Origin of the sequence: Xanthomonas hortorum pv. cynarae (assembly GCF_002939985.1) — a bacterium.
Taxonomy (GTDB): Bacteria; Pseudomonadota; Gammaproteobacteria; order Xanthomonadales; family Xanthomonadaceae; genus Xanthomonas; species Xanthomonas hortorum_D.
The window spans coordinates 1-20,245 of sequence record NZ_MDFM01000021.1; the positions used below are offsets into that span (position 1 = coordinate 1).

At 64.3% G+C, this 20,245-nt stretch carries 15 protein-coding genes and 1 riboswitch; of the genes, 4 read left to right on the top strand and 11 right to left on the bottom strand.

Features of this window, described 5'->3' with window-relative positions; genetic code table 11:
• Positions 1–363: 363 nt before the first annotated feature.
• The gene (gene gcvP, locus XcyCFBP4188_RS14735; RefSeq protein WP_043910928.1) at positions 364–3,297 is read right to left on the bottom strand and encodes an aminomethyl-transferring glycine dehydrogenase; all 2,934 of its coding nucleotides are present in this window, start codon (positions 3,295–3,297) and stop codon (positions 364–366) included.
• A gap of 98 nt (positions 3,298–3,395) precedes the next feature.
• Positions 3,396–3,510: riboswitch (glycine riboswitch) on the bottom strand.
• Between the two features lie 267 nt (positions 3,511–3,777).
• Here gcvP and XcyCFBP4188_RS14740 point away from each other — a divergent pair.
• The gene (locus tag XcyCFBP4188_RS14740; RefSeq protein WP_043910925.1) at positions 3,778–5,031 is read left to right on the top strand and encodes a multidrug effflux MFS transporter; all 1,254 of its coding nucleotides are present in this window, start codon (positions 3,778–3,780) and stop codon (positions 5,029–5,031) included.
• A 16-nt stretch (positions 5,032–5,047) separates the two neighbouring features.
• On the top strand, positions 5,048–5,449 hold the full coding sequence (locus tag XcyCFBP4188_RS14745; protein ID WP_006452792.1) for a hypothetical protein: 402 nt from the start codon (positions 5,048–5,050) through the stop codon (positions 5,447–5,449).
• 248 nt (positions 5,450–5,697) lie between these two features.
• Here the strand turns inward: XcyCFBP4188_RS14745 and XcyCFBP4188_RS14750 are convergent, their stop codons facing one another.
• From XcyCFBP4188_RS14750 to XcyCFBP4188_RS14775, 5 genes are all read right to left on the bottom strand, one after another.
• Entirely contained in the window at positions 5,698–7,632 is a 1,935-nt protein-coding gene (locus XcyCFBP4188_RS14750; protein WP_104592374.1) for an XVIPCD domain-containing protein, read from the bottom strand.
• 130 nt (positions 7,633–7,762) lie between these two features.
• Complete coding sequence (locus tag XcyCFBP4188_RS14755) at positions 7,763–9,787, bottom strand: M2 family metallopeptidase (RefSeq protein ID WP_043910922.1); 2,025 nt, start codon at positions 9,785–9,787, stop codon at positions 7,763–7,765.
• A gap of 743 nt (positions 9,788–10,530) precedes the next feature.
• On the bottom strand, positions 10,531–12,186 hold the full coding sequence (locus tag XcyCFBP4188_RS14765; protein ID WP_046933079.1) for a phosphoethanolamine transferase: 1,656 nt from the start codon (positions 12,184–12,186) through the stop codon (positions 10,531–10,533).
• Entirely contained in the window at positions 12,183–12,947 is a 765-nt protein-coding gene (locus tag XcyCFBP4188_RS14770; RefSeq protein ID WP_104592375.1) for a phosphatase PAP2 family protein, read from the bottom strand. The genes XcyCFBP4188_RS14765 and XcyCFBP4188_RS14770 overlap by 4 nt, the downstream gene beginning before the upstream one ends.
• Before the next feature lie 98 nt (positions 12,948–13,045).
• A complete protein-coding gene (locus XcyCFBP4188_RS14775) occupies positions 13,046–14,779 on the bottom strand; it encodes an ArnT family glycosyltransferase (protein ID WP_104592385.1) in 1,734 nt (577 codons plus the stop codon).
• A gap of 136 nt (positions 14,780–14,915) precedes the next feature.
• On the opposite strand from XcyCFBP4188_RS14775, the gene XcyCFBP4188_RS14780 reads away from it, so the two are divergent.
• Together XcyCFBP4188_RS14780 and XcyCFBP4188_RS14785 are read left to right on the top strand one after the other, a co-directional pair.
• Positions 14,916–15,632: a response regulator transcription factor gene (locus XcyCFBP4188_RS14780; RefSeq protein ID WP_104592376.1), complete on the top strand. Its 717-nt coding sequence runs from the start codon at positions 14,916–14,918 to the stop codon at positions 15,630–15,632.
• Positions 15,625–16,923 carry a sensor histidine kinase gene (locus XcyCFBP4188_RS14785; RefSeq protein WP_074056926.1) on the top strand — a complete coding sequence of 433 codons (1,299 nt, stop codon included), beginning with the start codon at positions 15,625–15,627 and terminating at the stop codon, positions 16,921–16,923. Before XcyCFBP4188_RS14780 ends, XcyCFBP4188_RS14785 begins: the two co-directional genes overlap by 8 nt.
• Positions 16,924–17,093: 170 nt before the next feature.
• On the opposite strand, the gene XcyCFBP4188_RS14790 is transcribed toward XcyCFBP4188_RS14785, so the two are convergent.
• From XcyCFBP4188_RS14790 to XcyCFBP4188_RS14810, 5 genes are all read right to left on the bottom strand, one after another.
• Positions 17,094–17,597 (bottom strand): hypothetical protein, encoded by a 504-nt coding sequence (locus XcyCFBP4188_RS14790; protein ID WP_006450026.1) that lies wholly within the window; start codon positions 17,595–17,597, stop codon positions 17,094–17,096.
• A 133-nt stretch (positions 17,598–17,730) separates the two neighbouring features.
• Positions 17,731–17,988: a cell division topological specificity factor MinE gene (minE, locus tag XcyCFBP4188_RS14795; RefSeq protein WP_005994583.1), complete on the bottom strand. Its 258-nt coding sequence runs from the start codon at positions 17,986–17,988 to the stop codon at positions 17,731–17,733.
• 2 nt (positions 17,989–17,990) lie between these two features.
• The gene (gene minD, locus XcyCFBP4188_RS14800; RefSeq protein ID WP_006450025.1) at positions 17,991–18,800 is read right to left on the bottom strand and encodes a septum site-determining protein MinD; all 810 of its coding nucleotides are present in this window, start codon (positions 18,798–18,800) and stop codon (positions 17,991–17,993) included.
• A 36-nt stretch (positions 18,801–18,836) separates the two neighbouring features.
• Positions 18,837–19,583 carry a septum site-determining protein MinC gene (gene minC / locus XcyCFBP4188_RS14805; protein ID WP_006450024.1) on the bottom strand — a complete coding sequence of 249 codons (747 nt, stop codon included), beginning with the start codon at positions 19,581–19,583 and terminating at the stop codon, positions 18,837–18,839.
• 3 nt (positions 19,584–19,586) lie between these two features.
• Positions 19,587–20,186, bottom strand: coding sequence for a GNAT family N-acetyltransferase (locus XcyCFBP4188_RS14810; protein ID WP_006450023.1), 600 nt, complete (start codon positions 20,184–20,186; stop codon positions 19,587–19,589).
• Positions 20,187–20,245 lie beyond the last annotated feature (59 nt).

A 20,245-nucleotide genomic window follows, 5' to 3' on the forward strand; every position in this document is an offset into this window, starting at 1 on the left:
CGTGCCCGGCTTACGGAGTGGCCAAAGCCCCTCCAACAACACAGTTGCTACATGGACGTACTTGCGGCGTGTCCTGCGATGGTGGGCGGGCAAGGGCCCTGCAGCCAGGCCGCAGATCATCCGCTCTGCAACTGACGCCTCCACGCCGTTCAATCACCTATCGAGGCGACCGGGATAGTGCGTTTTAGCGTCGTGTGATGTTCCCGACCCGAGCTGTGGCCGAGTACGGCGCAGGCGCTTGCCTCGAACGCGTGATGTCTCCAGAACACTTCACTGCATCCGCTGCCGCTAAAAACGAAAAACCCAGCCCGGGATTCCCTGGGCTGGGTTTCAATGCCACACGTAAACGCGAAAGGGCAGCGCTTACGCCTCCACGTCGTCCTTGTACGCATCCACCGGAATGCAGGCGCACATCACGTTCTTGTCGCCGTAGACGTTGTCCACGCGCGCCACCGGCGGCCAGTACTTCTGCTGCTTGAGGCTGGGCAGCGGGAAGGCGGCCAGTTCGCGCGGGTAGGCGTGCGTCCACTCGCTGGCCGACACCTGCGTGGCGGTATGCGGTGCGTGCTTGAGCGGGTTGTCCTCGCGGTCCAGGCGGCCGTCTTCGATGGCGCGGATCTCGTCGCGGATCTGGATCATCGCGTCGATGAAGCGGTCAAGTTCGTGCTGCGATTCGCTTTCGGTCGGTTCCACCATCAGCGTCCCGGCAACCGGGAAGCTCAACGTCGGTGCGTGGAAGCCGAAGTCGATCAGCCGCTTGGCGATATCTTCGGCACCGATGCCGCTGGTCTTCTCCAGCGGGCGGATGTCGAGGATGCACTCGTGCGCCACCAGGCCGTTACGGCCGGTGTACAGCGTCTTGTAGTGCGGCGCCAGGCGCTTGGCGATGTAGTTGGCGTTGAGCAAGGCCACCTGGGTCGCCTTGCGCAGGCCACCACTGCCCATCATGGTCACGTACATCCAGCTGATCGGCAGGATCGAGGCGGAGCCGTAGCTGGCTGCGCTGACCATGCCGCCGGTGCGCAAGGAGCCTCCAATTCCGCTTTCGGAGTCGAATCCGCCGCCATGGATGGCGGCATCTTGACCTTCGCCGGCATGGATGCCGGCACGAGGAAGATACGGCGCCAGATGCGACTTCACCGCACACGGGCCCACACCCGGGCCGCCGCCGCCATGCGGAATGCAGAAGGTCTTGTGCAGGTTGAGGTGCGAGACGTCCGAGCCCCACTTGCCGGGCTTGGCCACGCCGACCAGGGCATTCATGTTGGCGCCGTCGGTATAGACCTGGCCACCATGCGCGTGCACCGCTTCGCAGATCGCCACCACGTCTTCTTCGAACACGCCGTGCGTTGATGGATAAGTGATCATCAATGCGGCCAGACGCGCGGAATACTTCTCCGCCTTGGCGCGGATATCTTCGACGTCGACATTGCCGTTGGCATCGCACTTGGTCACGACGACCGTCATGCCACACATCTGTGCCGAGGCCGGGTTGGTGCCGTGCGCAGATTCCGGAATCAGGCAGATATCGCGATGCGCCTCACCACGCGCGCGGTGATAGGCACGGATCGCCAGCAGGCCGGCGTACTCGCCCTGCGCGCCGGAATTGGGCTGCAGGCTCACCGCGTCGTAGCCGGTGCACTCGACCAGCATCGCTTCCAGCTCGTCGATCAACTGCGCGTAACCGGCCGACTGCTCGGCAGGCGCCAGCGGATGGATCGCGCCGAATTCCGGCCAGGTCACCGGGATCATTTCGGCAGTGGCGTTGAGCTTCATGGTGCAGCTGCCCAGCGGGATCATGGTGCGATCCATCGCCAGATCCTTGTCGGCCAGCGAGCGCATGTAGCGCAGCAGTTCGTGTTCGCTGTGGTGGGTGTTGAATACCGGGTGGGTCAGGAAGGCGCTGCTGCGCAGCAGGCCTTTCGGCAATGCGTCGGCGGTGGCGGCATCGAGTGCATCCACATCTGCCTGCGCGCCGAACAACGCGGCCAGTGCAACCACGTCGGCGCGCGTGCTGGTTTCATCCAGGCTGATGCCGACCGCTTCGCTGTCGATCGCGCGCAGGTTGATGCCGGCTGCACGGGCCTTGGCGTGGATGGCATCGGCATCGATCGCCTTGACGTGCAGGGTGTCGAAGAAACGCTCGCCCACGGTGACGCCGGCGCCGCGCAATGCGGCAGCCAGGATCGCGGCCAGACGATGCGTGCGGCGTGCGATGCGGGTCAGGCCCTCGGGGCCGTGGTAGACCGCGTACATCGAGGCCATCACCGCCAGCAGCACCTGCGCGGTGCAGATGTTGGAGGTGGCCTTCTCGCGGCGGATATGTTGCTCGCGCGTCTGCAGCGTCAAACGGTAGGCAGGGTTGCCGGCGGCATCGATCGACACGCCGATCAACCGGCCCGGCATCGAGCGCTTGTAGGCATCGCGGCAGGCCATGAAGGCCGCATGCGGGCCACCGAAACCGAACGGCACGCCGAAGCGCTGCGAGTTACCGACCACGATATCGGCGCCCCATTCGCCGGGCGCGGCGATCAGGGTCAGTGCGAGCAGATCGGTGGCCACTGCGACCAGGCCGCCTTGTGCGTGCACCGCATCGGCCAGCGCGGCGTGATCGCCGATGTGACCGAAGCTGTCCGGGTACTGCAGCAGCACGCCGAAGCACTCGGCCTGCAGCGCTTCTTCCGGCGTGCCCACGCGCAGCACGATGCCCAGCGGCTCGGCGCGGGTGCGCAGCAGTTCCAGCGTTTGCGGATGCACCGCGTCGTGTACAAAGAAGGTGTCGGATTTGGACTTGGCCGATCGCTTGGCCAGCGTCATCGCTTCGGCTGCGGCGGTGGCTTCGTCCAGCAGCGAGGCGTTGGCGATCTGCATGCCGGTGAGATCCGCGCACAGGGTCTGGAAGTTGATCAGCGCTTCCATACGGCCCTGCGAGATCTCTGCCTGGTACGGCGTGTAGGCGGTGTACCAGGCCGGGTTTTCCAGGATGTTGCGCAGGATCACCTTGGGCGTGTGGGTGCCGTAATAGCCCTGGCCGATAAACGTGCGCTGCACCTGGTTCTTGCTGGCGATGGCGCGGATCTTGGCCAGCGCTTCTTCTTCGGTGATCGCCTCGGGCAGAGCGAGTGCGGCCGACGATTTGATGTTGCCCGGCACGATGGCGTCGGTCAGCGCATCCAGCGAGGCGTGGCCGACCACGCCCAGCATCTGTGCGATTTCTGCGTCGTTGGGGCCGATATGGCGTTCGACGAACGCGCTGTGGTGTTCGAGGTCGCGCAGGGAAGACGTGGTCTGGGACATGGCGGGCATCCGGGGCAGGGGCAGACGAATGGTCGACAAGCACCACAACCGGTATGACGCGCACAGCGCATCACATCCTGTCGCAGCGAGAGTCTTCCTCGCGCCCCTCTGTCCTTTTGCCTGAGAGTTTAAAAACGCGGCGTGGCGCTGGGCCTGCCTGCGTTCCGTGCCCCTTCGGCGCCGGCATCGGCCGGTCTCTCCAGAGTTGTACTGCGGATGGTATCGGGCCTGAGCGATTACGGGCTGTTGCGCCTTCGGCAGCGGCAGTGCCGCTTCTCCCACCGTGTTGCCATGCGATTATAGCGTGCGTCGGCGTCACCGGGCGCACCCGCCGCGCCTGCCGCGTCACGGCTGTTGTGCTTGGGTCCGCTTAACCTTGCAACGGCTAGCGCCTATCATCGACGCCCTTGTGCTCATCCCGACGCTGCCCCACACAAGCGCCGGCGTGCGTCCCCGATGCACCACGTTTCGGACTCCTGCATGACCCCCACCACGCCTTCCACCCGTCGCATGGCGCTGCTGCTCGCCGGGTTGGCGATGTTCGGCCCGTTTTCCATCGACACCATCTTTCCCGCGTTCTCGCGGCTCAGCCGCAGCCTGGCGGTGGACGAGGTGGCGATCCAGCAGACCATCAGCGTCTATCTGCTCGCTTACGGGGTGATGAGCATTGCGCACGGGCCGCTGTCCGATGCGTGGGGCCGCAAGCGGGTGATCCTGGGCGGGCTGGTGCTGTTCATCGCCGGCTCGGTGGGCTGTGCGCTGTCGCAGGATCTGCCCACGCTGCTGGCGTTCCGCGCGTTGCAGGGGCTGTCGGCCGGTGTGGGCATGATCGTCGGCCGGGCAGTGATCCGCGATCTGTTCCACGGTGCGGATGCGCAACGGCTGATGAGCCAGGTGTCGATGATCTTCGGCATCGCGCCGGCGATCGCGCCGATCATCGGCGGCTGGATCCTGCTCAGCGGCGCGGGCTGGCCGCTGATCTTCTGGTTTCTGGTGGCGTTCGGGCTGGTGCTGCTGATTGCGACGATGACCTGGCTGCCGGAGACCCATCCGCTGGAAGCGCGCACGCCACTGCAGCTGCGCAGCTTGATGCACGACTACGTGCGGATCGGCTTCAATCCGCGTTTCCAGCGCCTGGCCGCGGCCGGCGCATTCAACTTCGCGGGCATTTTTCTGTACATCGCCTCGGCGCCGGTGTTGATCATGCGCCACCTGCACATGGGCGAGGGCGATTTCGCCTGGTTGTTCATCCCCACCATCGGCGGCATGACGCTGGGCTCGTTCCTGTCCGGGCGCATGGCCGGCAGCATGGACCCGGTGCGGCAGATCCGTATCGGCTTCATCTGCTGCGGCGTGGCGGCGCTGGCCAATCTTGGCTACACCCTGTCGGTGGCGCAGATCAGCCTGCCGTGGGCGGTGCTGCCGATTTTCCTGGCCGGTATGGGCATGGCCTTGATCTTCCCGATCCTGGCGCTGGCGGTGCTGGACATGTACCCGCATCAGCGCGGCCTGGCCTCCTCGCTGCAGGCCTTCACCCAGCTGATGACCAATACGCTGGTGGCCGGGGTGCTGTCGCCGCTGCTGAGTGAACACCCGCGCCATCTGGCGATCGGCATGACCGGTTTTTTCTTGCTGGGCTGGCTATTCTGGCGCTGGGAGCGCCGCAGCGGCCGCCGTCTTCGCCGCCGCCAGGCCGCAGAGGCAGTGCCTCTGGAGCCGGCCGACCACCTCTGACCTCACAGGAGCCTGCATGTCCACCGATTCCAAGCTGCGCCGCGACGCCCGCAAGCGCGCCGCCGAGCGCCAGCGCAACCAGGCCGCCGCCAAGGTCACTGCCGAATCGCCGATCGAAGCGCATGCCGAACTGCGCGACCAGCAACGCACGCTATTGGCCGGCATTGTCCGCCGCGACGGCGAATGGGTGCTGGGCATGGATGGCCGCATCGCCGGCGAAAGCACCAGCGCCGCGCAGGTCCTGGCCCTGATCATGCGCGCGGCCGAATTGCACGAACGCCAGGGCACGCCGGTGCGGCTGACCTATTCGGATGCGCTCAAGGATGCCGCGCACGCCGAGGCCGCTGCCGACGGCAGGGATTTCGAGGCATTCCGGATCGAGTTCTCGCAGAAGCTGGCGCCGACGCGTACGCACTGAGGCGTGCGGGGGATGGGCCGGCGATGGGCCAGAGCGGATGTACTCAGCGGATGTACTCAATCGATGCAGGCAAGGACCGCCGCCTGACGGTCACCTATTGAGGTGCAGCTGTACCGGTGGCCAGGGCCATCGATGCAATGCCTGACGCAGCGCCGAGCTACCTCAGGCCTGAGCAGTTGCCCGCCTTGTCGCCCCATCCGGCAGCCCAACTGGCGCTGCCGGATGGTCTTCGGGAATAACCGCAAGTGTCAGCGCGAAGGCGCGTGCGGCGCCGGTTCCTGCTGCGGCGCCTGCTCGCGTACGCTGGCGTGGCGGTCTTGCTCGGCCTGTACGGCCTGCAAGCGCTGCACGCTGCTTTCCAGCGGCGTCTGCTGCGCGGCCTGGGCATCGAAGCTTGCGCGCAGGTGCGCGGGCGAATCGAGCGCTCCCTCGACGACGAAGCCCCGGGCCGGGTCATGGCCGAGCACCACGTGGTCCACGCGCTGTAGCCCATGCTCGCGCGCGGTGACAAGGGCTCCCATTGCCAGGCGCTCGCTGTCCGCATCGGGCACGCGGCCGCGCGCGGTCTCCAGTTGCTCTACCGCTGCGGTGCATTGCTTCAGCAGCGCATGGTCCGGATTGGCCGGATGGCGCGGATCCGAGGCTGCGATTGCCGCATCTGCCTGGCGCGGCAGCGCTTCGGTGTCGATGTGCTGCAACTGGCCGTCGTATTTTCCATCGGCGCCGTCGGCAATGCGCTGCAGCCGCTCGACGAACGCATAAGGCTCGCCGCCCACGTTGCGGGCCATTGCGATCGCGAAGTGTTCGGGCGACTGCGGCGGGGCGTTGCGGTCGCCGACCAGCGAGCTCAGCGAGCTGCCGCCGATCTTGCTGGCCTCGACGCTGGCCTGGGTCTGCTCCATCAGCGCCTGCATCTGCACCTCGCTGAATGCCAGCGTGGTCTTCTGCCCCGGCTCGATCGCACCGGTGCCCACCATCTCGCCGCTCAGCGCGCTGTTGAGATTTTGCGCGATCGCCTTTTCCTCGCTGGCCTCGTTGCGGCCACCCAGGCGCTGCATCAGCCCGGGCGCGGCGACATCGCCATCGATCTCGAAGCGGTAGCTGCGTTCCTGCACGCGTTCGGTCTCGTTGCCGTCGTACTGGCGCACGATCGTCAGCGGCACGTTGCCGCCGTATTGCAGCTGTTGTACCACCGTGTAGCCGTCCTGGCCCGGTGTGCTGATGCGCACCTGGCTGCCTTCGTTGCGGTTGCCGGCCAGATCGGCACTGAGCGGGCCCAGCTCCAGCTGCAGACGCTGCTGCGAGCTGAAACTGATCCGCTCCAGCGTCTGTCGTTCATCGACGCCGGGCACGTCCGGTGCAATCTTGCCCTCGCGCACGAAGTCGCCCATGGCCGCGAGTGCACGCGGATCGGCGAGGTCGAACTGCGCGCTGTGCACCTGCGACTGGCCCAGCGCGTCGGCACGCCCAAGCAGGGCCTGCGCCGGTCCCACCTTGACGCCAACCGCGTTCACTGCCTCGATGGCTGCGTTGGGCCCGGTCACCACACGCACGTGGCGCTCGTCCACGCGCTCGATCAGATAGCTGCGGCCGCTGGCTTCGGTGATCTCGCTCTGCATGCTGAGGTGTTGCAGACTCGCCGAGGCGTCGCGCTGGGTGTAGGTCTGTGTGTCCATCACCGCGCGTGCGCCGATCGGCAGGCTCTCCGGCTGCAGCGGATTGATGCGGGTGGCAGCCTCTGCAGGCTGGTCGACGCCGGGCAGCGTCAGCGAATAGCGCATGCGCTGCCCGGCACTGACGCTGGCTTCGATGGTCAACTTGCCGTCGCCGAGCTTGGTCTGCAGGCTTTGCTGCTGGCCGGTGTGCGCGTCGGCCTCGAGGTTGAAGGTGGTGGTCTTGGCCTCGGCATCGCTGAGCTTGCCCAGGCCTAGCGCGCTGCTGGTGCGCAGGCTGTTCTCGCCCAACGACTGGGTTTTACTGCCGTTGCTCTGCTCGCTGGTCTGCGAATACTTGAGCGACTGCTCTGTCGAGTTCAACGCGACTGTGGCGCTGCCCAGTTCTGCCGAGTATTCGGTGTTCTTGCTGCTGTAGATCGGGTCGAACGCGCGATCGTTCGCGTCGTCGATGAACTGCTTGTTGGGGTCCAGGTTCTGCTGGTCCGGGCCGGTGGAGGCGTTGTTCATTGGATGCGTCCTGCATGCTGCGCCTGTGCAGCGGGCGCGCAGTATATCGCCGGCGTTTTGTACGTTTATCAAATGAATGTTATGCGGCGGCCAGGGTCTGGCTACCGCATGCCGCTGGGTAGATGGGGCGTCAGCGCGTTGCAGCAGGCGCAGGCGCGTTGGCGGGTGCAGCGGGCGCAGTCGCCTGCCAGCCACACAGCTGCCCCTGATTCTGCTGCTTCAACCACGCGTTCATCGGTGCGAAATACTCCAGCATCGGGCCGGCATCCAGGCGGTCGTTGCCGGTGAGTTCCTTCAGCGTGGTTTGCCACGGTTGGCTGGAGCCACGCTGCAGCATCGACCAGAATTTCTGCCCGGCGTCCTTGTTGCCGTAAAAGCTGCATTCGTACAGCGGCCCCTGATGGCCGGCGGCTTCGCACAGGCCCTTGTAGAACTGAAACTGCAGGATGTGCGCAAGAAAATAACGGGTGTACGGCGTATTGCCGGGCACATGGTATTTGGCGCCGGCATCGAAGAACTCTTCGCCGCGCGCGCTTGCCGGCGCGACGCCCTGGTACTTGGCCTTGAGTTCCCACCAGGCCTGGTTGTAATGCTCCGGCGTGATCGAGCCATCGAACACCCCCCAGCGCCAGCGGTCGATCATCAAGCCGAACGGCAGGAAGGCGACCTTGCTCAGCGCCATGCGCATCTGCGAATTGATCAGCGCCTCGCGGCCGGTTTGCTGTTCGCCCACCATGCCGATCGACTGCAGATACTTGGGCGTCATCGCCAGCACGATGGTGTCGCCGATCGCTTCGTGGAAGCCATCGTTTGCGCCATTTTGAAACAGCGGCGGCAGCGGGTTATAGGCCAGGTCGTAATAGATGTGGCCAAGCTCGTGATAGATGGTGGTGAAGTCTTCTTCGGTCGGGTTGATGCACATCTTGGTACGCACGTCCGCGCCGATGTTCTGGTTCGCCTCGCCGCCCATGTTCATATCCCACGCGCTGGCGTGACAGACCACGTCGCGATCCAGCGGTTTGATGAACTGCGAGCGTTGCCAATAGGTGTCGGGAAGTTTGGGCATCCCGAGCGAGGTGTAGAACTCCTGCGCGCGTTCGGTCATCTGTTTTGCGGTGCGCAGTTGCGCTTCGCGCTCGGCCTGGAAGCGTGCACCGCTACCGCCTTCGCCGGTATTGGCCACGTTGCGTGCCAGCACCGCGCTCAGATTGCCCTGGTATTGTTTTTCCAGCGCAGCGGTGATGTCCAGATCGCCGGCGCCCGGATACGGCTGCAGTAGATCCCACAGGTTGCTCCAGTCCTGCTGCCACATGTTGCCCATCAGATGCGCGGGCAACATGCCGCCGGCGACCTCGCCCTTGTCCTTGCCATACTGCATATCGAGCTTGCCGCGTGCGTAGCATTGCAGTTGCGCGTACAGCGGTTTGACCTGCTCCCACAGACGGTCGGTTTCGCTGGCCAGCTGCGCTGGCGGCATGTCGTAACCGCTGCGCCACAGCACACCGACATCGGCAAAACCGAGCCCGCGTGCGCCTTCATTAGCGAGCTCGACAAAGCGCTGGTAATCCTTGCGCATGGGTTGCGCGGTGGCGTGCCACCCTTGCCAGGCGTCGAGTTGTTCGTTGTAGTCGCGGCTGCGCGCCAGCACCTGTTCCAGCTCGCCCAACTGGCGGCAGCGGCGCTGTTCGCCCTCGCCGATGCAGTAGCGCGCCGCGCCGTAATCGCCTTCCATCTTGGCGGCGATCTGGGTTAGTTCGGCCAGCTTGGTCGGGTCGTGTGGGGCGGGCAGGGCGCTCATCAATGTCAGTAATTTCAACGCGCGCGCGCTGTCGGCCGACATCGGCAGGCCGGCGTATTGCTTGGATTGTTCGATCCAGCGATCCAGCTGCGCCAGCTGGCGTTCGTTGGCCTTGGCGGCCAGCAACTGCGAGTCGCCATTGATATAGGTCGACGACAGCCACTGCGCTGCGGTGAGTTCCGGATACGCGGCTTTGTATTCGGCGCTGATGCGCGCAACGAACTGGTCGGCGCTTTCGGCAGGCGCGGCCTTGGTGGCCGCGGGTTTGGCCGGCGGGGCCGCATCCTGGCGGCAGGCCGACAACGACAGGGTGCCGGCAGCGACAGTCAATGCCAGCAAAAGCAAACGAGGATTCACGGATGGTCCTTGCGGTGAAGTCCGACGAAGGCTAGAGCGCGCCGCGACTCAGGGCAAGCGGTGTCGCCGTGCATGCGATGCGGATAGCTGCCAATCCATATGTGGCGATTGGAGCAGCCAACAAAACTACTGGCTCACTGCCAGACGGGCGCGGCCTGTGTTCGGTGCGGCATGAGTCGCGCGCGCATTGGGACTGTGAGCGCGTCGTCCACACGTACCTGCTCATTGCCCGCGACGTTTTGTCAGCTACTTATCAACTACTGATAAGACAGTGAGATATTGGTTGTCTCGGAGTGCTTGGACAATTTGGATCGGTCACTTGTGGAGCGAAGATCTGCTGGTTTGCTGCAGGGCCCTTGCCCGCGACGGTGGGCGGGCAAGGACCAGTGGAGATGGTCGGTGTGCATGGTTGCAAGCAGTGCATGACGCGTGTTTTTTGGATGACGGCGCGAATGACGTCGCGTCCGATCAGTGTCGCAACGCGAACGAACAACAGGCAGGCTTTCAACGAAGCGACCTACGAACTTCCTGGTGCGGTGTCCTCGCCGATTGCGGGACCGTGTGGCGGCATGGATGCCGCCACCGAGCCCCCAGGGATGGGTTCACGGCGTGTCCCGCGAGCGGCTAGGGCACCGCGCCCTCGACTAATTGCTTTGGGCTCTGGACTCGTCTATCCCTACGCGAACCAACGCGGCAGGCGTGATCTTCTCACCGGTTTCGGCTGGGAAATTTCCAAACTGCGTTCATCCTGCGCATTGTGCAAACAGATCGCGCTCGCGTGCGTAGACACTGGTCTTGACCTGCATCAGACCCAGGATGGAGGGGAACAAGGCATCGTGATCGGTGTACTGACCGGCGCGGTGACGCAGGCAGGTTTCATCCAGGCCGCGATCGCGCGCGAACTCCGGCGAGAACCACATCACCATCGGCACGTGGGTCTGCTCCTTGGGCGCGATTGCATACGGCACCCCATGCAGATACAGGCCTTTTTCGCCAAGCGATTCACCATGATCGGAGACGTAGATCATCGCGGTGTCGTAGTCCTGCAAACCGCGCAGCGTGTGGATGGCCTGATTGAGGAAATGGTCGGTATAGCCGATGGAATTGTCGTAGGCGTTGACGATGTCCTGGCGGCTGCAGCTGCCCAGATCGGCGGTTTTACATACCGGTTTGAAGCGTTCGAAATGCGCCGGGTAGCGTTCGAAGTAACTTGGTCCATGGCTGCCCAGTTGATGCAGCACCACGACGCGATCGCCGGGCTTGGCGCGCACCTGTGTGGCAAGGTCGCTGAGTAGAATCTCGTCCATGCAGCGGCCATCGGCACATAATCCAGGTGTGGTGGCATCGTCCAGCTTCTGAAGCTCCAGGCCGTCGCACACGCCCTTGCAGCCAGACTGGTTGTCGCGCCACAGCGTGGAAATGCCGGCGTGATCGAGTACATGCAGCAGCGACTGATGGCCGCGGATCATGTCTTCGTTGTAATCGCGCCGGCCAAACGGCGAGAACATGCAGGGCACCGAGACTTCGGTGCTGGTGCCGCACGAATGCATGTCCGGGAAGTTGATCACCCCGGCCTGCGCCAGCTCCGGCGTGGTCTGGCGTGCGTAACCATTAAGGCCCCAGTTCTGCGCACGCGCGGTCTCGCCCAGGACCACCAGTAGCAAACGTGGGCGACTGCCGGCAGCACGTGGCGTGGCCATTGCATCGTGTTCGATCGGTTGCTTGGGCGCGTGCTTGATCGGCGAATCGGATTTGAGGTTCTGTCGCAATGCCACGATGTAATTGATCGGCGTGGCCAGATAACGCACCTCGCGGTGATTGCGCATCAACGCGGAGATATCCTGGAACGACAGCATGGTGCCGGCCGCGCCCACCACTGCCACTAGCAGCAGAAAGCCGGCGCGAATCGCCAGCGACTTGCCGGTGCTGCGTGCGCGCAAACGGGTGCGCCATAACAATGTTGTCGGGATCAGGAAGTAGCACACCAGCGGCAGGATCAAGCCAGGGGTGAGCAGTTCGCGTGATTCCTTGTGGTCGGTATGCAGCACGTTGCGCAGCATGTCCGCATCCAGATAGACGTTGTAGCTGTCCATGTAATGCGCAGCCAATGCGGTGGTGAACAGCAGCACCGTCAGTAGCGGTTTCGCATTCCAGCGCCAGACCAGCAAGCCCAACAGCAGGGCATGCACGGCCAGCAACAACGCCATCAACGAGATGGCAAATCCAATGCTGCCTGGATGCGTCGCCATCGCCGTGCGCCAGAACAACTGGTTGCACACCAGGGCGAAAAACAGGCTCGACAGCAGGACCAGTGTCTCGGTTGATACGGTCGGCCGGGTACTCAAGGTCAGCGCACGCGGGCGCGCTTGCCCCTGCGGCTCCGGTAGCCAGGTACTCATGCTGCATCCCCCGATTGCAACATCAAACCACGCGCGCGATGCGGCCGAGCCAGCATCACGCAGTAAAGTGCCAGTGCGCTCACCCAACACACCGCCAGCGACCACAGGTCGTGCGAGAGAAAATGCGCGCCGCGCAGTTGTTGTGCAATACCGAAAATGAGACCTGCTGCTAGACCTGCGAACAAACCTGTAAAGCGCCATGCAGGACGTAGAGAGAGCGCACAAAAATACAGCGCCACCCACGCATAACCGGCGCTTGCATGGCCGGCGGGAAAACACCCGGACGCAGCAATGCCATGGCGCGACTCAAATAAACCGATCATTGCCTGCGTACCGCCATAACGGCTCAGATCCCAGGGGCAATCCATCGCTGTCCATGATTTAAGGAGCGACACCAGCGAGGTCGACAGTGCGATCGATGCAGCGAGATACGTCAGTGGCCAGCGCAATGCACGCCTGCGTGGAGCAAACCAAGCGGCCACAGCCAGCAGTAACACGCAAACTCCGGCAGTTGTGCTCAACCATTTGCCGGCGCGATGCACAACGCCGCTGGTAAACCAATGCTCCTTGAGCAGCCATGGCCCGCCTTCCATCCGATACAGCACATCGGCAATCCACTGGTCGCCACCGGCGCCCATCAGCAGTGCGCTGAGCAACAGCACACCCGTCAGCGGCATCCATAGATGGCGAACAAAAAAACGCGCCCGCACATCAGGGGCGATGCGCACCAGAACTGGCGCATGGACGGGAAGCGTGCTCATCGGAATGTCGGTCTGTGTCATTGCCCCGCATCTTCGAAACCCGGATGTCGGAGAGCGGTCGGACCGGAGTTGCCCGGCCGTTAATCGACACCGAGCATTCAGTCTGTATCGCCATCGCTACCGGTTTGTTCGGTGTCGGACGCAGTGGCGATGCAACCGGCGTGCCACGCGGTGCCCGGCACCAGTTGCCATTGATTGCGATTGGATTCGCCGACATCGATGCGTTGCGCCGGAGCGATACACGCCTGTACAGCCTGCTTGAGCACGAATAACCAACGTTTCTCCGGCGCGTGTGCAAGCCACGGACCGGCTTTGTCCCATTGCTGTTGCCAAGATGCCTTGAAGCCGAAGTCGGTCACTGCCCGATCCGCCTGCAGCATGTTCTGCTCGCGCCAGGCCAGCATGCCGAGCTCGGCATCCGGGCCGATGCGTTGACCGACACGCTGCATCAATCGCGCGGCCGAGCTATAGGGATCCAGTGCCGGCATCAAACCCAGGCCGTATACGATCCACAGTGCTGCGGTCACCACCACCACCGCAGTGCCGGCGCGTTTGCCGCGCGACCATGCGATCGCTGCCAGGCCGATCACGCCCAGGGCGATCAACCAGACACCCACCGACTGCATCGAGGCCAGATCCATTCCGCGCTTGAGCGCGGTGTTTTCCGCCCAATGCAGATGCAGTGCGATCCCGACACCCAATGCCAGTGCGGCCACTGCAAGCAGCAGTACATAGCCGGTCAGCAACACGCGGATACCGCGCTTGCGCAGCAGCCCGGCCAATAGCGGTGCGGCGGCAATACACAACGCCGGCAGCATCGGAAAGATATACACCTCACGCTTGCCCGGGCTGGCGCTGAAGAACACCAGCACCAACACGCTCCAGGCAAGCAGCAGCACATAGCGCGGATCGCCGCGCCGCAGTCGTCGCCACCAGGCCGGCAGCAACCAGGGCAACAACAGGCAGCCGGGCAACCACAGCGTGGCGATCACCTGCAGGTAGTACCAGACCGGCTTTACGTGATGCCACGCGTGTGCGTAACGGGTGCCGGTCTGCTTGAACAACAACTCATGCGCGTACGCATGCAGCACCGGGTCGTTGCTCTGCAGTAGCGCGATGCAAAGCGGCCCCAGCCACACCGCAGTGCCGGCCAGAAACGCCGGCAGTACCAACAACCAGCTGCGCCCTGCCTGCGCACGTGCCGGCAGCACACTCCAGTGCCTGCGCGGCAGCGCCATCCACGGCAGCAACAGCAGCAGTGGCAAAAAGCCCACGCCCTTGGTCACCGTTCCCACGCCGGCCGCGAGCACTCCCAGCGTCCACGCACGCCAGTCCGGCCCGCGCAGCAGATGCCGCAGCATCCCCCACAACGACAGCGTGGTCAGCGCCACCAGCACCATATCGATCTGCGCACGCTTGGCCATCAGGCCAAACTGCAGCACCGCAAACAAGGCCAGCACCGCATGGCGCGCCACGCGCCGATTCCATAACCGCCGCGTCAGGTCCCAGGTCAGCCACAGCGTGGCCAGTGCCGCCAGCAGCGAAGGCAGTAAGAACGCGACCGGCCAGTGCGGCACCAGCTGATAACTGGCGGCCTGCAACCACATGAACACCGGTGGTTTTTCGGCATACAACTCGCTGCCGCGATGCGGCAGCAGCCACTGACCGGTCTCGACCATGCCGCGTGCGGCCAGCACAAAGCGCGGCTCGTCCGGCGGATTGGGCTGACGTAAGCCAAGGCCGGCCAGCAGGCTGACAACGATCAGCGCCAGCGCAACCAGCAGCATGCGTTGACGGGACACAGCGGCAGAGATGGCAGGCGACACGTGCACGCTCTGATGAAAGTGGCGGAACACTATCCGGCAAGCGGGTCGGAATTCTGTCGGAAGCACCGGTAACGGTTGCGTTTGGCCAGGCTCGGTTAGGATGCGCAAATCGCCCCTGCCGGGCCGCCCTGGAAACCTGCTCATGCGGCTGCTGGTCATCGAAGACAACCGCAACATGGTTGCCAATCTGTTCGAGTATTTCGAAGCACGCGGACACACCCTGGACGCCGCGCCGGACGGCATCACCGGCCTGCATCTGGCCACCACTCAGCATTACGATGTGCTGGTGCTGGACTGGATGATGCCGCGCATGGACGGCCCGGAAGTGCTGCGCCGCCTGCGCGAGCAGCACCAGTCCGAGTTGCCGGTGATCATGCTCACCGCGCGCGACGAACTGCCCGACAAGATCGCCGGGTTCCGTGCCGGAGCCGACGACTACCTGACCAAGCCTTTCGCGCTGCCCGAACTGGAAGTGCGCATCGAGGCCTTGCTGGCGCGCGCGCACGGCCGCCGTCGCGGCAAGCTGCTGCAGGTGGCCGATCTGCGCCTGGATCTGTCCACGCTGGAAGCCACCCGCGCCGGCCAGGTGCTGCATCTGTATCCAGCCTGCCGCAAGTTGCTGGAAGTGCTGATGCAGGCCAGCCCCGCTGCCGTCACCCGGCAACGGCTGGAGCAATCGTTGTGGGCCGACGACCCGCCCGATGGCGACATGCTGCGCTCGCATATCTACGAATTGCGCCGCAGCGTGGACGGCCCGTTTGCGCAGAAGTTGATCCACACCTTGCCGCGGCTCGGTTATCGGCTGGCGGTGCTGGATGGCGCCGGCGCGCTTGCCACAGGCGAATCCATCGATGGCTAAGCAGCGACCGTTGGGCCGCCGCGTCCTGGTGTGGTTGTTCGGCTACACGTTGTTGATGACGCTGGCGGTGTTCGGCACCGCGCAGTATCTGCACGAGCGCGCCGAACACGGCGTCTGGCGCTCGCTGCTCAACTCCGAACTGGACAGCATTCTGGACCGCAGCGCGCAGGATCCGGGTTACCGCTGGCAGGATTCGGACACCTTGCGGCTGTACCGCGTCGATGACAGTGCGGCGCTGCCGCCGGTGTTGCGTACTTTGCATCCTGGCCTGCACGACGAGCTGGAAATCGCCGGCCGCCAGAGTGCGGTGATGGTGCGCGACACCGCGCAGGCCGGTCGCCTGGCGCTGGTGCTGGACATCACCGATTTCGAAGCGCTGGAAAAATTTCTCACCCGCTGGATGCTCGCCGCGGGCATCGCGCTGATCAGCGTCACCTTGGTGATGGGCACCTATGCGATGGCGCGGCTGGTGCGGCCGTTGGTCGAGCTGGCGCGCGATATCGGCGCGCTGCGCCCGGAGCGGCGCGCGCAACGTATCGCCGTGGGCCCGCAGGGCAGTGCCGAGCTGTACGTCATCGCCGATGCGCTCAACGATTATCTCGAGCGCAACGGCCAGTTCGTGGAGCGCGAACGCGCCTTCATCGACAGCGCCAGCCATGAGTTGCGCACCCCGATCGCGGTGATCGGCAACGCCGCCGAACTGGCGCTGGAACAGCCCGGCACACCGCCTGCGGTGCGTCATCAGCTCGAGCGCATCGCGCACACCAGCGGTGCGGTGGAACAGCTGATCACCTTGTTGCTGGTGCTGGCCAAGGACCCCGGGCGGCTGAGCTGCGGCAACGACACGCTGCGCCTGGATCAGCTATTGCCGGAGATCGTCGCCGACCACGCGCATCTGTGTGCCGACAAGGATCTGCAGGTGCTCATCGACCCATTGCCGGCGTGCAGCCTGACCGCACCGGTGGCCATCGTGCAGACCGCCATCGGCAACCTGCTGCGCAACGCGATCGAAAACAGCGATCGCGGCATCATCCGCGTCTCGCTCTCTCCACCGGGCGTGGTGCGCATCGCCGACCCGGGCCATGGCATGACGCCGGAAGAAATCAGTGCCATCTATGCGCGGCTGGCACGCGGCAACGCTCGTCAGGGCAACGGCATCGGGCTGGAGTTGATCGGGCGCCTATGCGAGCACCTGGGCTGGCATCTGCATCTGGATTCCAGCGCAGGGCAGGGCACAGTGGCGACACTAGACCTGTCCGGCTCGACGATTGCGACCGGGCTGCAGGGATAAATAGTCGCGATGCGTGTTGTGCGCGTAGCACTCATCGCATCGGCGGCCGTGCGCGTGCTGCTGAGTGCCGCTCGATCAAGAAAAAAACTGCAAGACGAACCACGCTGCATCGCCGACTACGTCAGTAGCGTGAATCGCGAATCCGCAGTTTCATCAAGACCGCGCAGCACTTAAGCCGGCATCAACCCGCGCTCGCTCAACCAGCGACGCGCGTTTTCCGCATCCTGCTCGAACCATGCACGCGTGGATCCCAGCCGGTACGTATAGCCCCAGATATCCATGTCGGTCATCAGGCGCGCGCTGCCCACGCCGGGTAACTGCTCGGCCAGCAGGATCTGCAGATAACAGGTCGCGTCTTCTTCATCCACCGAGTCGGTGGCATCGGTATGCACGGCGGCACGCTTGTCTTCGGGCAACACGATCAGATGCCCGGCCTCATGCAGCAGCGAATGCACTGGCGTGTCGTCGCGCACGTAGACATCGCAACCGATGATGCCGGCCTCCGGCTCGCCCCAGAAACTGCCCGGTATCGGCGCGCCCGCATCCACGCGATGCAGGCGCAGGCCATAACGTGCGAGCAGGGCGGCGGGTGCATCCAGGCCGATATCCGCCACGCACAACACAGTGGCAGATTCGGAGTCGGAGTCGAATGCGGAAGAAGAATCGATGGTCACGCCGGATAGCTCGCGGTCGGGTCACACGTTAAAACGGCACCGTGCAAACACGGTGCCGTCCAGAGGATGTGGAGTGGCCAACACAACGTCGCGAGCAGCCTGGCGGTAATCGCAGTCGTTTTGCCAGCCACTCTTACTTGTCGCCGTCTTCCGGCAACGCGACCGAAATATCCAGCACGTCGTGCTCGCCGTCCTTGACCAGATCAACCCGCACCGCATCGGCATCGATGTTGACGTACTTCTTGATCACTTCCAGCAATTCGCGCTGCAGCAGCGGCAGGTAGTCCGGACCTCCGCGATGGTTGCGCTCCTGCGCAATGATGATCTGCAGGCGGTTTTTGGCCGTCTCGGCGGTGTTCTTCTTGCTCTTGAGAAAATCGAGCAGGCCCATGCTTACCCTCCGAACAGCTTGCTGAAGAAGCCTTTCTTCTCCACGGATGTGAATCGCATCGGGCGGTCTTCGCCCATGATGCGGGCGACCGCGTCGTCGTACGCCATGCCGGCCGGCGACTCGGCGTCCAGGATCACCGGCTCGCCCTTGTTGGAGGCGTTGAGCACATCGCCGGATTCGGGAATGATGCCGATGGCCTTGAGGCCGAGCACTTCTTCCACGTCGGTGATGCTGAGCATTTCGCCACCTTCCACGCGGCCCGGGCTGTAGCGGGTCAGCAGCAGGAACGCAGGAACGGTCTTGCCTTCCTCGGCCTTGCGGGTCTTGGAATCGAGCAGGCCGATGATGCGGTCCGAGTCGCGGACCGAGGAGACTTCCGGATTGACCACCACCACCGCGCGGTCGGCGAAATACATCGCCAGGAACGCGCCTTTTTCGATGCCGGCCGGCGAATCGCAGACGATGTACTCGAAGCCGTCGGCAACCAGATCCTTGAGTACCTTCTCCACGCCTTCCTGGGTCAGCGCATCCTTGTCGCGGGTCTGCGAGGCAGCCAGCACGTACAGGTTGTCGAAGCGCTTGTCCTTGATCAGCGACTGCTTGAGCGTGGCTTCGCCATGCACGACGTTGACGAAGTCGTACACCACGCGCCGCTCGCAGCCCATGATCAGGTCCAGGTTGCGCAGACCGACGTCGAAGTCGATGACGGCGACCTTCTTGCCGCGCTTTGCCAGCCCGCAGGCCAGGCTCGCGCTGGTGGTGGTCTTGCCGACGCCGCCCTTGCCGGAGGTGACTACGATGATTTCAGCCAAAGGATTTCTCCGAAATATTTCAGTGGTTGGGCTGCGTCAGTCCAGCGCAGCGATCTTGATCTGATCCTGCTCCAGCCAGACCTGGACGGCCTTGCCACGCAGTTCCATGGGGACATCGTCCAGCACCTTGTAGTGGCCAGCGATGGCGACCAGTTCGGCGTGGAAATCGCGGCAGAAGATGCGCGCGTCGGGATTGCCTTGCGCACCGGCCAACGCGCGGCCACGCAGGGTACCGTAGATATGGATGCTGCCGTCGGCGATCACCTCGGCGCCGGCACCCACCGTACTGAGTACGGTCAGGTCGCAGTTCTCCGCATACAGCTGCTGGCCCGAACGCACCGCGTTGCGTTGCATGCGGCCAGGTGCCGGGCGCACGACAGGCGCGGCGGGTTCGGCGCGTGCAGGTGGCGGCGGCGGAGGCGGTGGGCTCACCGCAGCGGGTTCGTATTGCGCACGGAACTTGGCCAGCAGCGGCACGCCGAGCTGCTGCGACAGCAGATCGATCTCGCTGGTGCCGTAGGCCAATGCAACCGGCAGCACGCCGGCCGCGCGCAGGCCATCCAGCAGCGCCTTGGCGGTGGTCACGTCGGGCAATTGCGACAGCCCACCGAAATCCAGGATCACCGCCGCACGCCCGAACAACTTGGGCGCGCGGGTCACCCGTTCCTGCATCTCGCGCAGCAGGCGCGGCACATCCAGCGTGCGCACGCGCAGATTGGCGATGCCCACCTGGCCGATCTTCAGTTCGCCGGCTTGTTCAAAATCCACATTCACGCTCGCCACGCCTCAGCTCCCCGTCGATGCGTTGTCGGTGGCAGCGGCATGACGCGGCCGGCCGACCCACGGCAACTGCTCGGGCAACTTGCCGCCATAGGTCTCCTTGACCCAGGGATAGCTGCACATGTCTTTCATCAGCATGCTGGCGCGCACTTCCACATCGGCCATGGTGTTCTGGCCGACCTCGCGGAAGCCGAAGCTGCCATGGAACAGCAACGCCGCATCGGCGCCATGGTCCAGGAACACCTCGCAGGCCAGTTGCGGGTAGCGCAACTCGGTGTAGCTCTGCACATCGGCATAGAACGCACGCCCGACGCCACCACCGCGACGGCGGCTGGCGACCACGATGCGGTCGATGTAGAAAAATTCCGGATGACGGTCCCGGAACCAGGCGAAATTGCTGCTGTCATGCGCACTGCCGCTACCGAACCCGACCAAGAACCCGGCCAGGTTGCCGTCGCGCTCGGCGACGCGGAAATATTCGGCCTGCTCGTAGAAGCGCTGCAGCTTGTTTGGATCCAGCGGCAGGATTGCCAGTCCGGCATTGTTGTTCAGGGCCAGGACGGAATCGAGCTCGTGCTCGCGCACGTCGCGGATAACGATCGACATTGGGACTCCGTGGGGTAACGCTCTCGACCCGAAATCGGATCTGCGTCGGATTATTACAT

Bases quoted from the DNA above. Each gene is read 5' to 3' on its own strand.
- gcvP (WP_043910928.1), bottom strand. From the start codon at position 3,297: ATGTCCCAGACCACGTCTTCCCTGCGCGACCTCGAACACCACAGCGCG.
- XcyCFBP4188_RS14740 (WP_043910925.1), top strand. From the start codon at position 3,778: ATGACCCCCACCACGCCTTCCACCCGTCGCATGGCGCTGCTGCTCGCC.
- XcyCFBP4188_RS14745 (WP_006452792.1), top strand. From the start codon at position 5,048: ATGTCCACCGATTCCAAGCTGCGCCGCGACGCCCGCAAGCGCGCCGCC.
- XcyCFBP4188_RS14750 (WP_104592374.1), bottom strand. From the start codon at position 7,632: ATGAACAACGCCTCCACCGGCCCGGACCAGCAGAACCTGGACCCCAAC.
- XcyCFBP4188_RS14765 (WP_046933079.1), bottom strand. From the start codon at position 12,186: ATGAGTACCTGGCTACCGGAGCCGCAGGGGCAAGCGCGCCCGCGTGCG.
- XcyCFBP4188_RS14770 (WP_104592375.1), bottom strand. From the start codon at position 12,947: ATGAGCACGCTTCCCGTCCATGCGCCAGTTCTGGTGCGCATCGCCCCT.
- XcyCFBP4188_RS14780 (WP_104592376.1), top strand. From the start codon at position 14,916: ATGCGGCTGCTGGTCATCGAAGACAACCGCAACATGGTTGCCAATCTG.
- XcyCFBP4188_RS14785 (WP_074056926.1), top strand. From the start codon at position 15,625: ATGGCTAAGCAGCGACCGTTGGGCCGCCGCGTCCTGGTGTGGTTGTTC.
- minE (WP_005994583.1), bottom strand. From the start codon at position 17,988: ATGGGCCTGCTCGATTTTCTCAAGAGCAAGAAGAACACCGCCGAGACG.
- XcyCFBP4188_RS14810 (WP_006450023.1), bottom strand. From the start codon at position 20,186: ATGTCGATCGTTATCCGCGACGTGCGCGAGCACGAGCTCGATTCCGTC.